Source organism: Nocardia sp. CA-120079 (assembly GCF_050955745.1).
GTDB lineage: Bacteria > Actinomycetota > Actinomycetes > Mycobacteriales > Mycobacteriaceae > Nocardia.
Window position 1 is genome coordinate 6,791,349 of record NZ_CP192088.1, and the last position, 15,850, is coordinate 6,807,198.

13 protein-coding genes are annotated in these 15,850 nt (G+C 66.3%); all 13 read right to left on the minus strand.

Annotated features, from left to right (window positions below; all coding sequences use genetic code 11):
* Positions 1–332 precede the first annotated feature (332 nt).
* On the minus strand, positions 333–3,500 hold the full coding sequence (ileS, locus tag ACQPYR_RS31410; RefSeq protein WP_433622502.1) for an isoleucine--tRNA ligase: 3,168 nt from the start codon (positions 3,498–3,500) through the stop codon (positions 333–335).
* 295 nt (positions 3,501–3,795) lie between these two features.
* Positions 3,796–3,996, minus strand: a complete 201-nt coding sequence (locus tag ACQPYR_RS31415) for a hypothetical protein (protein WP_040688662.1) — start codon at positions 3,994–3,996, stop codon at positions 3,796–3,798.
* Between the two features lie 87 nt (positions 3,997–4,083).
* Positions 4,084–4,947: a DivIVA-like cell division protein Wag31 gene (gene wag31 / locus ACQPYR_RS31420; protein WP_433622503.1), complete on the minus strand. Its 864-nt coding sequence runs from the start codon at positions 4,945–4,947 to the stop codon at positions 4,084–4,086.
* An 80-nt stretch (positions 4,948–5,027) separates the two neighbouring features.
* A complete protein-coding gene (locus ACQPYR_RS31425; protein WP_040688811.1) occupies positions 5,028–5,318 on the minus strand; it encodes a YggT family protein in 291 nt (96 codons plus the stop codon).
* 89 nt (positions 5,319–5,407) lie between these two features.
* Positions 5,408–6,184 carry a cell division protein SepF gene (locus ACQPYR_RS31430; protein ID WP_387294952.1) on the minus strand — a complete coding sequence of 259 codons (777 nt, stop codon included), beginning with the start codon at positions 6,182–6,184 and terminating at the stop codon, positions 5,408–5,410.
* Positions 6,185–6,289: 105 nt separating this feature from the next.
* On the minus strand, positions 6,290–7,039 hold the full coding sequence (locus tag ACQPYR_RS31435; RefSeq protein ID WP_433622504.1) for a YggS family pyridoxal phosphate-dependent enzyme: 750 nt from the start codon (positions 7,037–7,039) through the stop codon (positions 6,290–6,292).
* Complete coding sequence (gene pgeF, locus ACQPYR_RS31440; RefSeq protein ID WP_433622505.1) at positions 7,036–7,731, minus strand: peptidoglycan editing factor PgeF; 696 nt, start codon at positions 7,729–7,731, stop codon at positions 7,036–7,038. The genes ACQPYR_RS31435 and pgeF overlap by 4 nt, the downstream gene beginning before the upstream one ends.
* Positions 7,732–7,927: 196 nt before the next feature.
* Positions 7,928–9,166 carry a cell division protein FtsZ gene (gene ftsZ, locus ACQPYR_RS31445; RefSeq protein WP_433622506.1) on the minus strand — a complete coding sequence of 413 codons (1,239 nt, stop codon included), beginning with the start codon at positions 9,164–9,166 and terminating at the stop codon, positions 7,928–7,930.
* 322 nt (positions 9,167–9,488) lie between these two features.
* On the minus strand, positions 9,489–10,181 hold the full coding sequence (locus ACQPYR_RS31450; RefSeq protein WP_433622507.1) for a cell division protein FtsQ/DivIB: 693 nt from the start codon (positions 10,179–10,181) through the stop codon (positions 9,489–9,491).
* A 6-nt stretch (positions 10,182–10,187) separates the two neighbouring features.
* Positions 10,188–11,627, minus strand: a complete 1,440-nt coding sequence (murC, locus tag ACQPYR_RS31455; protein WP_433635295.1) for a UDP-N-acetylmuramate--L-alanine ligase — start codon at positions 11,625–11,627, stop codon at positions 10,188–10,190.
* Positions 11,628–11,797: 170 nt separating this feature from the next.
* Positions 11,798–12,925 (minus strand): undecaprenyldiphospho-muramoylpentapeptide beta-N-acetylglucosaminyltransferase, encoded by a 1,128-nt coding sequence (murG, locus tag ACQPYR_RS31460; RefSeq protein WP_433622508.1) that lies wholly within the window; start codon positions 12,923–12,925, stop codon positions 11,798–11,800.
* Positions 12,922–14,400 (minus strand): putative lipid II flippase FtsW, encoded by a 1,479-nt coding sequence (gene ftsW, locus ACQPYR_RS31465; RefSeq protein ID WP_433622509.1) that lies wholly within the window; start codon positions 14,398–14,400, stop codon positions 12,922–12,924. The genes murG and ftsW overlap by 4 nt, the downstream gene beginning before the upstream one ends.
* Complete coding sequence (gene murD, locus ACQPYR_RS31470; protein ID WP_433622510.1) at positions 14,397–15,842, minus strand: UDP-N-acetylmuramoyl-L-alanine--D-glutamate ligase; 1,446 nt, start codon at positions 15,840–15,842, stop codon at positions 14,397–14,399. The genes ftsW and murD overlap by 4 nt, the downstream gene beginning before the upstream one ends.
* Between the last annotated feature and the right edge of the window lie 8 nt (positions 15,843–15,850).

The window sequence follows — 15,850 nt, forward strand, 5'->3', positions numbered from 1 at the left end:
CGGCAAACACGCGGTACCGGCCTCGTCATCGGGGGATGGAACCGCACGTCACAGAACCTGCGCCGCGGCACCTATCCGCATGTGGCGCAAGGTATTTCAGGTAGAGCAGTTCAAGCAGAACATTCACTGCCGTCACAGAAGTACATCTGCGTACCAGCAGTAACATGCCGATTGTGCCGGGCATTGTTCGAGCACGACAAGAGAATCAGCTAATTCTTGGCATGTGATTTATGTCACATGAAAGGCGGTGCGGTGGACGCAAGTCGGGGCGGGATCTCGAGATCCCGCCCCGACTGCCGTTCGAACGACCGTGCTCCGGCCGAGCGGCCGCGTCAGACCTTCGCGATCGACGCCCGCACGCCACCGACGATGTCGGCGGCATCCGCGCCCGGCTCACCGAAAGTCAGCTCGGTGGCGAGGATTTCGCCCGCGATGAGGTCGCGATGGGTCTGCGCCCAGACCTGCTTATCGTCGGGCACCGCGAGCACCACGGTGATGCGATCGGATACGTCCAGCCCCAGGGACTTTCGCGTCTCCTGCAGATCGCGGATCACATCGCGGGCCCAGCCCTCGGCCTCGAGCTCCTCAGTCACCACCGAATCGAGCACGACCAGGCCGGCATTGCCGGGCAGGGCCGCGGTCGACTCCGGTTCGGCCGCGACCAGGCGCTGGGTGTACTCCTCCGGCAGCAGCTCGATGCCCGCCGCGGTGACCACACCGGCGGCGTTCTCGGACCATTCGCCCGCCTTCACCGCCTTGATCACCGTCTGCACATCCTTGCCGAGGCGCGGGCCCGCGGCGCGGGCGTTCACGACCAGCTCGAAACGGCCGTGCACTGCGACATCGGTGGTCAGGTCGACCTTCTTGACGTTCACCTCATCGGCGATGATGTCGGCGAACGGCCGCAGCCGCTCGGCATCGGGCGCTGCGATGGTGACCTCGGCCAGCGGCAGGCGCACCCGCAGGTTCTGCGCCTTGCGCAGGCTCAGCACCGTCGAGCAGACCACCCGGACCTCGTCCATGGCGGCGACCAGATCCGGATCCTCCGGCAGCTCACCGTCCTTGGGCCAGTCGGCCAGGTGCACCGACTGCTCGCCGGTCAGCCCACGCCAGATCACCTCGGAGATCAGCGGCAGCAGCGGCGCGGCCAGCCGGGTGACGACCTCGAGCACCGTATGCAGTGTGTCGACCGCATCCCGGTCCTCCTCCCAGAAGCGCGAACGCGACCGGCGCACATACCAATTGGTGAGCGCGTCGGCGAAGGAACGCAATTCCTCGCAGGCGCCCGCGATGTCGTAGACCTCGAGCGCCTCGGTCATCACATCACGGGTCGCGGCCAACTTGGCCAGGATGTAGCGGTCCAGCACGTGCGGTGAATCCGTGCGCCACACACCGGTTTTCGAGGCGTAGAGCTGCAGGAAGGTCCACGCGTTCCACAGTGGGCGCAGCGCATGGCCGATCCCCTCGCGGATGCCGCGCTCGGTGACGATGAGATTGCCGCCACGCAGGATCGGCGAACTCATCAGGAACCAGCGCATCGCATCGGAGCCGTCCCGGTCGAACACCTCGTTCACATCCGGGTAGTTGCCCTTGGACTTGCTCATCTTCAGTCCATCGTCACCGAGCACGATGCCGTGCGCGGCAACGGTTTTGAAGGCCGGACTGTCGAACAGCGCGGTCGAGAGCACGTGCAGGTTGTAGAACCAGCCGCGGGTCTGCCCGTTGTACTCGACGATGAAATCGCCCGGGAAGTGGCTGTCGAACCACTCCTTGTTCTCGAACGGGTAGTGCACCTGGGCATACGGCATCGAACCCGATTCGAACCAGCAGTCCAGCACCTCCGGCACCCGGCGCATGATCGACTTACCGGTCGGATCATCGGGATTCGGCCGGGTCAGCTCATCGATGTTCGGCCGGTGCAGATCAGTCGGGCGCACGCCGAAGTCACGCTCCAACTCCGCCAGCGAGCCGTACACATCGATGCGCGGGTAGGCCGGATCATCGGAGACCCACACCGGGATCGGGCTGCCCCAGTACCGGTTGCGACTGATATTCCAGTCCCGCGCACCCTCGAGCCACTTGCCGAACTGTCCGTCGCGGATATGTTCGGGCACCCAGGTGATCTGCTGATTCAGCTCGACCATCCGGTCGCGGAATTTGGTCACCGCGACGAACCAGGACGGCACCGCCATGTAGATCAGCGGCTGGCCCGAGCGCCAGCTGTGCGGGTAGGAGTGCTCGATCGTCTCGTGCCGCAGCAGCTTTCCGGCCGCCTTGAGGTCCTTGATGATCACCGGATTGGCGTCGAAGACCATCAGGCCCTCGTACGGCGGCACCATCGAGGTGAACTTGCCGCCCGGATCCAGCGGCTGCACGAGTTCGATGCCGTTGGCGCAAGCGACATCCATATCCTCCTCACCGAAGGCCGGTGCGAGGTGCACGATTCCGGTGCCGGAGTCGGTGGTCACGTAGTCGGCGGTCAGCACGCGGTGCGCGTTGGGATGACCGACGAAGAAGTCGAACGGCGGTGTGTAGGCCAGATCCGAGAGGGCGGCACCGTCGAACTCGCCGAGTACCTCTGGCTCATCGCCGAATTCGCGGGCGTAGTGCGAGACGCGCTCGGCGGCCAGCAGATAGCGCTTGCCGTCGGCGCCGCGCACATGCACGTAGCGCACATCCGGGTGGACCGCGATCGCGAGGTTCGACGGCAGCGTCCACGGTGTGGTGGTCCAGATGAGTGCGTTCGCGCCGTCGAGTTCGTGCAGCGGATGCTCACCCGGCACGCGTAGCACCATATCCACGGTGACGGCCGGATCCTGCCGCATCTTGTAGGCGTCGTCGAGCCGGCTTTCCTGATTCGACAGCGGGGTCTGCTCGTACCAGCTGTAGGGCAGCACCCGGAAGCCCTGGTAGATCAGGCCCTTGTCGTACAGCGACTTGAACGCCCACATCACCGACTCCATGAAGTCGAGATCCAACGTCTTGTAGTCGTTGTCGAAGTCCACCCAACGGGCCTGACGCGTCACATAATTACGCCATTCCCCGGTGTAGCGCAGTACCGATGATTTACAGGCTGCGTTGAATTCCGCGAGCCCCATCGCATCGATCTGTGATTTGTCCGTGATACCGAGCTGCTTTTCCGCTTCGATTTCCGCGGGCAGTCCGTGACAGTCCCAGCCGAAACGTCGATCGACCTGCTTGCCGCGCATGGTCTGGAAACGCGGGACGAGATCCTTGACGTACCCGGTGAGTAGATGTCCGTAATGTGGCAATCCGTTGGCAAACGGCGGTCCGTCGTAGAAGACGAACTCCGCCGCACCCGAACGGTTCTCGATGCTGGCGCGGAAGGTGTCGTCGGTGGCCCAGGCGTCGAGTACCCGACGTTCCAGGTCAGGGAAGGATGCACCGCTGCCGACTCCGGAGCGACTGCTTGCAGGTCGCTCGAAAGGGCCTGCCAGATCGACGCGCGGGTATGCGCTGCTGGAAGGTTCGTCCGCCATTGCGGATCCGTCTCCTCGTGCCGCCGCGCCGTGGCGCGTATGTGTCAGCACGGGGACGATGACGACGCCGGTTGCGTCGAAACCGCGGTACCACCCCGCTTGTCCGAGCGGCGCGCCGATCCGCGCGACCAACCAGGACCTCTCGTTTCGAGCTGTGACGGGCTCACCCGTTCGGTTCTACTGAGTGCGGCCCGCGCACCGTTCTTCCGAAGACTCCCCGGTGATGGCCGGATCCACGCCGATTACATGTTTGATTCTAACCAGGACGGTCAAACCAGTTTGTCGGGCCCAACGATTACCGTTTGGCATGCCGACCAGGTGGCGGCGCGGCATCGCCATCGGAGCTGCGCATAGAAAGCGCGCTCACCAGCAACAGCACAGCGCCCACGATACAGATAAGGATGCACCCCCAGGCCCACAGCACCGACCCAGTGGTCAGCGCGGCCACTAGCAGGGCGAACCCGATCGCCGCAAGGACGAGCGTCAAGACGAGCATTTTGACCCCCTAGGCATGCCAGGCGGCTCGGCGTACCTCTAGCTACTCGAACAGCAACTACAGCGGAGATATCTCTCTACTACGAGATTACTTGGCGCCCTTGGCGAACGAGGCGGGAGCGAGATTGTTCGCGGTATTGGCGTCGACGAAGGCCTCGCCACCGTCCACCGGCACCGCCGAGCCACGGTTCTCCAGCTCCTCGAGCTGGGACTCCAGGTACGACTTCAGCCGCACGCGGTATTCCCGCTCGAAAGTCTTGAGCTGCTCGATCCGGCTCTCCAGCACGCTGCGCTGCTGGGTGATAGTGGCCATGATCTCGGTGTGCTTGCGCTCGGCGTCGGCCTGCAACGCATCGGCCTTCTCCTTGGCCTGCCGTAGCTGGTTGTCCGAACGGGTCTGGGCATCCGACAGCATCGCATCCGACTTCTGCCGCGCATCGGCGATCATCGCTTCCGAGCGGGTTCGCGCATCGCCGACCAGGCGTTCGGAATTGGCCCGCGCATTGGACAGCAGGTTCTCCGCCTCGAGCTTCGCATCGCTGGTCAGCCGGTCTGCCATCTCCTGGGCGAGGCTGAGCACCTTGGCCGCCTGCAGGTTCGCATCGGCGCTCGGCGCATCCTTGGCTACCGGTGCCGCGACCGGCATCGGAGGTGGCGGCGGCGCCTGCTGCACGGGTGGCTTGATGGGCTCGGGTGGGGGCGGCGGGGCTTGCTGGACCGGTGCTTTCACCGCGGCGGCATTGGCCGGACCGCGATTTTTCTTGGCGTCGGCCAGTTCCACATCGAGTTCGGCAACCCGCTGGCGCAGGTCAGCGTTCTCCTCGATCAGACGCGAGAGCTCCTGCTCCACGAGGTCCAGGAAGGCATCTACTTCATCCTCGTTGTAGCCCCGCTTTCCGATCGGCGGTTTGCTGAACGCGACGTTGTGCACATCGGCTGGGGTCAGCGGCATGGAAGGATCCCTTCACGCGTCTTTTGGAGATCTAGCAGATCTAGCAAGCTATCTTCTCGGTTCATTCTGTCACACCAGGGCTACCCGTCGGCGTGGCCGCCCACAAACGTCATCGAGATGAAGACGACGAAAAGCAGGACCATAATCGACAGATCGAGCCGAATTCCTCCCAATGACACCGGTGGTATCAAGCGCCTCAGGAGTTTCACCGGAGGATCGGTGATCGTGAAGATCACCTCGAGGATGACGACGACGAAGCCGCTCGGGCGCCAGTCTCGGGCAAAGCTGCGGATGAACTCCACGATCACTCTGCTGATCAACAACAGCCAGAAGATGAACAGTACGAAGTACAGCACCGCAAACAAGGCCACGACCTCACTCTGCCCCAAAATCCGCGTCGCGCAAAATGACCACACCGCCCCATACGCAACGGGTCTAACAGAACCCCCGGATCACAGCGCTATTTCTGGTTGTAGAAGCCGGTTTCGGCGATCCTGCGACGTTCTTCGGCCGAGACGTCGACATCGGCCGGTGAGAGCAGGAACACTTTGGTCGCGACCTTGTCGAATGAGCCACGCAGCGCGAACGCGAGGCCGGCGGCGAAGTCGACCAGCCGCTTTGCATCGGCATTGCTCAGATCGACCAGATCCATGATCACCGGGTTGCCCTCGCGGAAGCGCTCACCGATGATGCGGGCCTCGCTGTAGTCGCGCGGGCGCAGCGTCGTGATCTTGGACAAGGGACCTCCGTCCTCGAAGATCCCCGGCCGGCGTGCGGGCGCGGGCTCGGGGCGCACGCGCTCCTCCAGCCGCCGCTCTTCGGCCTCGGGATCGACGGCGAGCGCACCCCTGGTGGCTCCCCGCAGCATCGGCGCATTACCGCCCGCACGGAATCGGGACGCGCCAGGCGCGGCATCGATCCTGGTGGGACGCGGCCGCGCGTCATAGCGGTCGTCCACATAGGGCTCGTCGACATAGTCGTCGCGCCGAGACACCGGGTATCCCGCCTTGTACGGCGACTTGTACGCCGGCTCAGGGTAATCCGGCTCATCGTCGTAGCGGTCTTCGGCGTAGCGGTCCGCGCCGTAACCGGCGCGCTCGGAATAGTCACGGGGCCGGGGACGACGTGAGCCGCGCTCGTCCACACCACGGGGGGCGGGCTCGGCGACATAGTCGTCTTCGTAATCCTCGAGCGGAACCATGCCGAAGTACGCCTTGAACTTGTGCAGCGTGCTCATTTCATAGACCTTCCTTCGGCCCCGGTGGCGGCCGGGTGTTGAAGTCTTGCTCAGTCCTCTCCAGTCCCAGCATATGTGTCGAATGTGACTGATGAGGTTTCTTTGCTACGCCGAGGTTATCGGTCGAGCGCCCATCAAGGCGGTACCGACACGCACACAGGTAGAACCGTGTTCGATCGCCGATTCCAGATCACTCGACATGCCCGCGGAGAGTTCGGTCGCTTTCGGATGGTCCGCGCGTACCAGCGAGTGCAAATGCGCAAGGCGTGCAAAAGCGTCGTCGGGCACGGCGTCGAGCGGGGGAATCGCCATCAGGCCCGCGAGCTGCAGTCCCGGCGCGGTGGCCACCCGATCGGCCAGTGCCACAAGATCTTCCGGAGCGACGCCACCGCGACCCGGATCCTCGTCCAGGCTGACCTGTATCAAGACGTGAACCGGTTCACCGCGCTCCCCCGCGTCCAAGGCGGCCCGCGCCGCGGTGTCAAGGGCCGTTGCCAGGCGTTCGCTGTCGACCGAGTGCACCGCATGTGCCCAGCGCGCGACGATCCGCGCCTTGTTGCGCTGCAGCCGACCGATCATGTGCCAGCGCACATCCGCGAGCCCGGCTAGTTCGGCGACCTTCGCGGTAGCCTCCTGCTCCCTGGACTCGCCGAATTCCCTGCAGCCCAACCGATGCAGGATGGCGATATCGGTGGCCGGGAAGAACTTCGTCACGGGCAGCAGCCGCACCGAATCCGGATCACGTCCGGCCGCATGACAAGCCGCGCCGATTCGCTTGTTCAGATCGGCGAGATTCGCCGCGAGTTCGGCGGTCCGGCCGTCCATGGCCTCGGCCGCAACGGATTCCGTACTCATGCGTCCGCCTGTATCCAGATGACACCGGCCATGCGCCCGGTCGGTGCGCCGCGGCGATGACTGAACAACGTCTTGTCCTCGATCGTGCAGCGCGGATCGATGGCCACCCCGCCGATTCCGGCTTCGGTCAGCTGCCTTTTGATTCCGGCGCGCAGGTCGAGTCCGGGGGTGCCGCGCGCGGTGGTTGTCGCGCTGCCGGGCAGATGCGCCTCGACATCGGCGCGCATCGCGGCGGGCACCTCGTATTGACGACCCGATGCGGCCGGGCCGAGGAAGGCGCCGATCCGCTCGATGCTGGCGCCGGCCGCAACCATCGCGTCCAATACCCGCGGCACGATGCCGATGCGCGCGCCGATTCGTCCGGCGTGCACAGCCGCGATCACCCCCGCTTCGTCATCGGATAGCAGGATCGGTACGCAGTCCGCGGTGAGCACCACAAGTGCCAGGCCCGGCACGGTGGTCACCAGTGCGTCGGTGGCGGGCACCGGCGCATCCGGTGGCCCATCGATGATTTCGACATTGCGCCCGTGGATCTGTTCCATCCACACGAGCCGATCCGGTGTCAGGCCGATCCCCTCGGCCAGCCGGTCCCGGTTCCGCTGAACGGACGCCGGGTCGTCCCCCACATGATCCCCGAGATTGAACGAATCATATGGCGGCGCCGAGAAACCGCCCGCTCTCGTGGTCGTCACTCGGCGAACGGCTCCCCCGCCTCCCCGGACCTTTTGCCGGTCGTCGGGCGCATCAGCACCACCGTCGCGGACCGGCGGTCGTGTGCTCAGCTGGGTGCTGGGCGTCCCCGACGGGTTACCCATGTACGTAGGAGATCAGGTGTTGCGTGGGCATACCGCCCAGTGTGCCAGTCGCGCCTTGCGATTTGCTTATGACCTACCGGCGCATGAACGAAGGCACATCGACATCGTCGTCGTCATCGGAATCCGGCGGCTCGATATGCGAGCGCGTAGTGTGCGGTGCCGTCGGCTCGGCCAGCGTGCGCGCCCGCTCGGAATCCCGGTAGCTGGGCACCGCACCCCGTGTAGAGCCGGTTTGACCTGCGGCGGAAGCGGTTTCGGTACGTGCGGCGGCGGCGATCTCGCTGGCCCTGCTGGTCTGGCCGACCTCACCGGCCCGACCCGACCCGATCGCGCCGCGACCCGCCTCGAAGGTGCGCCTGGCCGGACCGCCGCCGTCGAAACCGGCCGCGATCACCGTGACGCGAACCTCATCGCCGAGCGAATCGTCGATGACGGTACCGAAGATGATATTCGCCTCGATATGCGCGGCCTCCTGCACCAGCGAGGCCGCCTCGTTGATCTCGAACAGACCCAGATCCGAACCGCCCGCGATCGAGAGCAGTACGCCGTGCGCACCATCCATCGATGCCTCGAGCAGCGGCGAATTGATCGCCGATTCGGCGGCCTTGACCGAACGGCCCTCGCCGCGCGCCGAGCCGATGCCCATCAAAGCGCTGCCCGCGCCGGACATCACGCTTTTCACGTCGGCGAAGTCGACGTTGATCAGACCCGGGGTGGTGATCAGGTCGGTAATGCCCTGCACACCGTTGAGCAGCACCTCATCGGCGGAGCGGAAGGCGTCCATCAGGCTGACCGCCGCATCGCCGAGCTGCAGCAGCCGATCGTTCGGGATGACGATGAGCGTGTCACAGGATTCGCGCAGCAGGTTGATGCCCACTTCGGCCTGGTTGCCGCGGCGCTTGCCCTCGAAGGAGAACGGCCGGGTGACCACACCGATGGTGAGCGCACCGAGTTTGCGCGCGATGCTCGCGACGACGGGTGCGCCACCGGTACCGGTGCCGCCGCCCTCACCCGCGGTGACGAAGACCATGTCGGCGCCCTTGAGCACCTCTTCGATCTCGTCCTTGTGATCCTCGGCGGCTTTGCGACCGACCTCCGGGTCGGCACCGGCGCCGAGACCGCGGGTGAGCTCACGGCCGACGTCGAGCTTGACGTCGGCATCGCTCATCAGCAGCGCCTGCGCGTCGGTGTTGACCGCGATGAACTCGACTCCTTTGAGTCCCTGTTCGATCATCCGGTTGACGGCATTCACGCCGCCGCCACCGATGCCGACGACCTTGATCACAGCAAGGTAGTTGTGCGGGGGCGTCATGGGCTCTCGCCTTCCTTCGATCTAAAGTCTGTCGTTTTCGGGTTCTCGACATTCGGCCTGTGACAGTCCGGGCAAACCCTAAACCTCAACCACAGGGTTAGCGTTATGTCAAGTATCCGACTGCTGCGGAACGCTATTCGCAGCCGCCGCGATAGACGCGCAGGCGCGCCGAAACGACTGACAGAATCTTGTGTGATCCCTCTCGTCTCACCGCGCAACACGTCGTATCGTGAACGGTTGCCCCCGAACCCCCGGTCTCGCTGGGCTGTTCCCACTGCGGTCACAGTTCCATCGAAAAACCCCTGGGCACAATGGGTATCGATCACTTTACCGTGACCAGATTCGGACTCGAAACATCGAACACCGTTCCATCGCGGGTCAACAGCGGCATCACCACGGCCGCCTTGCGTTCCGCGTCATTAGTTCCTCCCCACAGTACCGTGCGGCCGTCACGCAGGTTCATCGAAATATCCGAAATCGACCGCGCGACAACCTCGTCCACTTGCACGACCAGCGCCGCGGGCAGTACCGACAGAACCGAGGCCGCTGCCCGGGTGACCGGATCGTCGCCGCCGGGATGTTCCGTGGTGAGCATCGGAACGCCGATGGGCGCCTCTTCGATCGCGAACTCCACACCCTCCGCATCCAGCAGATGCGCGCCTTGCGGACTGTCCCAGAACAGTACTGGCGTGCGCTCCACCACCGTTACCTTGACGGTGGACGGAAATACGCGTTGCACCCGTGCCGTGCGGACCTTCTGAATGCTCGCCACCCGCCTGGCCATCGCATCTGTGTCGATGCGCAACATCGAGCGGCCGGACGGGATCTCGAGTTTGTCGCGCACCTGTTCCTCGGGCACCGCCACCAAACCGTCGATCTCGACCGTGCTCGCCGAAAGCACCGGGGTGAACCAGGCCAGTACAACGACAACGGTAAGGACGCACACGCCGAGCAAACCCCACAGGCGCAGGCGACCCCGGTGTGCCCGGTCGAACCAGTCACCCGCGGTTCGCATCGCGGGTCACCGCCCGTATTGCGGACGAGCTCGCAGCCCATCGAGAATCTGGCTGCCGAGCATCGTCACATCACCCGCGCCCATGGTGATCACCACATCGCCGGGCAGTGCCAGACCCGCGACCTGACGACCGACCCGCGACATATCCGGCTGGTAGTGCACGGGTTTGGTGACGGCTTGTGCGACGAGCGCGCCGTTGACGCCGGGCAGCGGCTTCTCCCGCGCTCCGAAGACATCGAGCACAACGACCTCGTCGGCAAGGCTCAGCGCCGCGCCGAAATCCTGGGCGAAGGTGGCGGTGCGGCTGTAGAGGTGCGGTTGGAACACCACGATGACCCGGCCCTGTCGGGAGCGGGCACCGTCGCGGGCCTCCTGCTGCACCAGCTCCGCGGCCGCGCCGAGTACCGCACGCACCTCGGTCGGGTGGTGGGCGTAATCATCGAAGACGCGCACCCCGTTTTCCCGGCCCACGAACTGGAAGCGGCGGTGCACACCGCCGAAACCCTCCAGCCCCTGGATGATTTCGCCCACATCCGCACCGGCGGCGCGTGCGGCCAGCAGCGCGGCCAGCGCATTGAGCGCCATATGCCGACCGGGCACCGCAAGTCGTAGGGTGCGCGGCGCGGCCTCATCGGCGAGCTGGAACTGAGCCAAGCCGCCGACATCGCGCGGCTCCCAGCTGTGCAGCCGCACGCCCACCGGCACCGGCGCGTCGGACAGCTCACCCGACCCGTAGCCGAGTACCCGAACGTTCCTCTCCGCCAAACGCGCACCGACCCGCTCGGCCAGCGCCCGTGAACCGGGATCGTCCAGACACACCACCAGCAGCCCGCCGGGGCCGAGACGATCGGCGAAATCGTCGAATACCTGGACGTAGGCCTCATCGGAGCCGAAGAAGTCCAGGTGATCGGATTCGATATTGGTGACCACCGCGACATCTGGGTCGTACTGCAGCAGCGAGCCGTCGCTCTCGTCGGCTTCGGCGACGAAGATCTCGCCGGTGCCGTGGTGGGCATTGGTGCCCGCCTCGTTGAGTTCACCGCCGACCGCGAAGGACGGATCGAATCCGCAGTGCTGCAGCGACACGATCAGCATGGAGGTGGTCGAGGTCTTGCCGTGCGTGCCCGAGACCAGCAGCGTGCGATGTCCCTGCATCAGCGAGGCGAGTACGGCGGGACGCAACAGCACCGGAATATCGCGGCGATTCGCCTCGACCAGTTCGGGATTGGTCTTCGGGATGGCCGCGTAGGTGGTGACCACCGCGGTCGGGCCGCCGGGCAGCAGATCCAGGGCACTGGCATCGTGACCGATGCGCACCTGCGCGCCGCGGGCCCGCAGCGCGAGCACACCGCGACTCTCCTTGGCATCCGAGCCGGAGACCGAGCCACCGCGCGAGAGCAGGATGCGAGCGATGCCGGACATCCCCGCCCCGCCGATACCGACCATATGCACACGCGCCAATTCGGGCGGCAGCGCCGAGCGCGTCTCGTCGGCGCCGGCAGTGTTGGATTGGCCGCGCTCGCGGGGCCCGTCGTGGTTACGCTCCGCTACCGCCTCCGGGCCCGTCGCTCCCGCGGCGCCGACCGCCCCGTATTCGGTGGCATCGGCTCCCGTGGTCACCGGCCGCTCACCTCGACGACAATGCGCGCCAGCTCGTCGGCGGCGTCGCGGTGTCCGGCGCCTGCGGCGGACAGGCTCATCTCGATCAGCCGTGCGTGGTCGGTCAGCAAAGGTATCACCTCGTCGATCACGTATTTCGGGGTCAGCTCGGCATCAGGGACGATTCTGCCACCCCCCTGACGGACGATCGGCCTGGCATTGAGTTCCTGCTCACCGTTGCCGTGCGGCAGCGGTACATAGAACGCGGGCAGACCGACCGCCGACACCTCGGCGACGGTCATCGCGCCGGAGCGGCAGACGACCGCGTCGGCGGCGGCATAGGCCAGGTCCATCCGGGAAAGATACGGCACGGCGATATACCGCGCCCCACCCTCATCCGATTCCGCGACCTCGAGGGTGTTCTTGGGTCCGTGCGCGTGCAGCACCGAAACGCCCGCCGCGGCCAGCTGTGGCGCCGCGCCGGAGATCGCCTTGTTCAACGAGACCGCACCCTGCGAGCCACCGAAGACGAGCAGGACCGGTCCCTCGGCGGGCAGGCCGAAATGCGCACGGGCCTCGGCCTGCAGTGCGGCCCGATCCAGCGAGGTAATGGACCCGCGCACCGGAATGCCGATGACCTCGGCCCTGGCCAGACCCGAATCGGGTACGGCGGCAAGCACTCTGGCCGCGCGCCTGGCGCCGACCTTATTGGCGATCCCCGCCTTGGCATTCGCCTCGTGCACCACCACCGGCACCGCGCGCCTGCGGCCGAGCGCGCCACGGCCCGCGGCGAGATAGGCGGGCAGTGCGACATAGCCGCCGAAGCCGACGATCACATCGGCCCCGACCGCATCGATGACCGCCCTGGTCTTGGCCACCGAGGCCCGGACGCGGCCGGGCAGCCGCAGCAGATCCGCGCTCGGCTTGCGCGGCAACGGCACCGGCGGGATCAACTCCAGCGGATAGCCGCGTTCAGGCACCAGTTTGGTCTCGAGTCCGCGTTCGGTGCCGAGTGCGGTGACCCGGATCGAATCATCGAGTCGCCGCAGCGCGTCGGCGACGGCCAGCGCGGGCTCGATATGTCCCGCGGTACCGCCGCCCGCGACGATCACCGACAGTGGTTTGCGGGGTCGCTCCGCACTCACCTGGATCTTCCCCGATCTCTCGCATGGTTTATCGGATAGCTCGGCTCCCATGCCCTGGTCGCCCGCAGCGAACTCGTTCCCCGGCTCTCGGGCACGCGGCGTCGACCGGATTCGGACTGGCTGCGCCGCCCCTGCGGCAGTGCGGCCCGTGCCCGGTCGGCCTTGGCCCGTTCGGCCTTGGCCCGCTGTTCGGCCGCCTTGGCCTTGGCCGCGGCCGAGCGGGCACGGGCCGCGTCTGCCTTCGCCGGTGAGTACACCTCAGGCTTGGGCAATCGCAGCAGTCGGCTGAATCTGCCGTCCTGCCCGGCCTGCAGCGCCGAAATCGCCTCGGGCTCGTGCCGGGCCGCATTGGCGATGATGCCGAACATGAACAGGGTGATCGCCAGCGACGAACCGCCCGCCGAAACCAGTGGCAGCTGCAGACCGGTCACCGGGAGCAGGTTGACCACATAGCCGATATTGATCAGCGCCTGGCCGGTGATCCAGGTCGTCGCGGTCGCGGTGAGCAGCCGCAGGAACGGATCGACCGAACGGCTCGCGATGCGCAGGCCGGTGTAGACGAACAGTGCGAACAGGCCCAGAACCAGTGCGCAGCCGAGGAATCCGAGTTCCTCGCCGATGATGGCGAAGATGAAGTCGTTGTGCGCGTTCGGCAGGTACTGCCATTTGGCGCGGCTCTGGCCGAGGCCGCGACCCCAGATCCCGCCGTCGGCCAGCGAGTACAGCGCCTGGCGCGCTTGATAATTGATGCCCTGCGGATCGTCGCCCGGATTGAAGAATGCGCGCATCCGGTCCGAGCGATAACCGGCGGACAGCGCGAGGATGCCCGCGGCGATCATGCCCGAAATCGCGATGGTGACGAACAGCCGCACCGGCAGCCCGCCGAACCACAGCAGCGCGGCGAGCACGATGCCCAGCGCGATGGTGGTGGACAGGTTCGGCTCCAGCACAACGAGCAGACACACCAGCAGACCAGCAGGCACCAGCGGCACCAGAATGTCTTTCAAGCCGGCCTGTTCCGAGCGCCGCGAGGCAAGCAGATGCGCACCCCACACCACCAGCGTCACCTTCACGATCTCCGATGGCTGCACCGAGACCGGCCCGAGGAAGAACCAGCGCCGCGCACCCTGCACCTCCGAGCCGATGCCGGGAATCAGCACCAGCAACAGCGCCAGCACCGAGATCGCGAACAGCGGAAACGACCATTGCCGCAGTCGGCGCAACGAAATCCGCAGTGCCAGATAAAACAGCACCGCACCGATCGCGGCGAACATGGCCTGCTGGATGAACAGCGAATACGCCGACCCGCCATCGACATACGCCTCGACGCTCGATGCCGACAACACCATGACCAGACCGAGCACCGTCAGCAGTGTCGCGATCGTGACGACGAGATGGAACGACGCGAGCGGGCGCGCCAGCCAGGCGCCGAACTTGGTGGCCGCCAGCCGATTCCGCCGGGTCGTCTCGGTCATAGATGCCGCCCGATGTCACCGTCTTCCAGCGCGGCCACCGCCGCGGCGAAACTGCGCCCGCGGTGGGTGTAGTCGGCGAACATGTCCAAGGAGGCCGCGGCCGGAGCCAGCAGCACAGTGTCCCCGGGGCGGGCGAACCCGGCCGCGGCGCGCACGGCCCGCGCCATCACGGCCTCGGCGCTCGCAGCCCCATCGATCCCAGCGTCACCCATTCCTGCATGGTCTCCCGCGCGGAGCTCGACAACCGGGACCTCGGGCGCGTGTCGCGCCAATGCGGCCGCGATTACCGGCGCGTCGGCCCCGATCAGCACGGCCGCCACGAGGCGATCGGCGGTCTCCTCGACCAGATCCTCGACCGATGCACCCTTCAGCTGCCCGCCTGCGATCCAAACCACCTGCGGGTGACCGAGAATCGATGAGCGGGCGGCATGCGGGTTGGTGGCCTTGGAGTCATCGATGAATTCGACACCGGACACCTCGCGCACGAAAGCGGCCCGGTGCGGACCGACCCTGTGCTCGATGAGACCTTCCCGCACGAATTGTGGTGCCACGTCGATGGCCCTGGTCAGCGCGGCGGCGGCGAGTGCGTTGGCGACACCGGCCGGTCCCTTGGGGCTGATATCGCCGACCTCGGCCAGGATCGCGGCCTTGGTGAAGGCGCGGTCGAGCAGTTTGCCGTCCACGACACCGAGTTCGCCGTCGGCGGGTACACCGATCCGGAAGCCGACCGTCCGGCGCGCCTTACTGCGCCGGGCCAGCGATGCGGCCACCGGATCGTCGAGTCCGACGACACCGACTCGGCCGTAGAGCGCCCTGGACTTGGCGGCGGCGTAGGCATCGAGGCCGCCATGCCAATCCAGGTGATCCTCGGCCACATTCAGCACCACACCGGCCTCGGGCCGCACCGAAGGTGCCCAATGCAATTGGAACGAGGACAGCTCGACCGCCAGCACCTGCGGACCGGGATTGCGGCGCAGCGCGTCCAGGATCGGCAGTCCGATATTGCCGCAGGCGACACTGGCGATACCGGCCGCGCGCAGGATCGAATGCACCATCGAGGTGGTGGTGGTCTTGCCGTTGGTACCGGTCACCACCAGCCATTTGCGGACCGGACCGTAGATCCTGGCCTGATCGACCCACCAGGCGAATTCGACATCGCCCCAGACCGGGGTGCCCTCGGTCACCGCGGCGGCGAGCACCGGCGAATCCGGCCGCCAGCCCGGACTGGTGATGACCAGTGCGAAGCGGCTCCAGTCCGCGGTTTCCAGTTCGGTGCAGGTCGCGATGTCCAGACCGAGCCCGGCCGCCTCGGCCAATGCGGCGGCACCGCCGTCGGTGACCACCGGTCGCGCGCCGATATCGCGCAGCGGTTCGATCAGCGAGCGACCCGAGACACCCCATCCAGCCACCAGAACGTCACGGCCACGCAGGAATTCGAGCATAGGCCCCG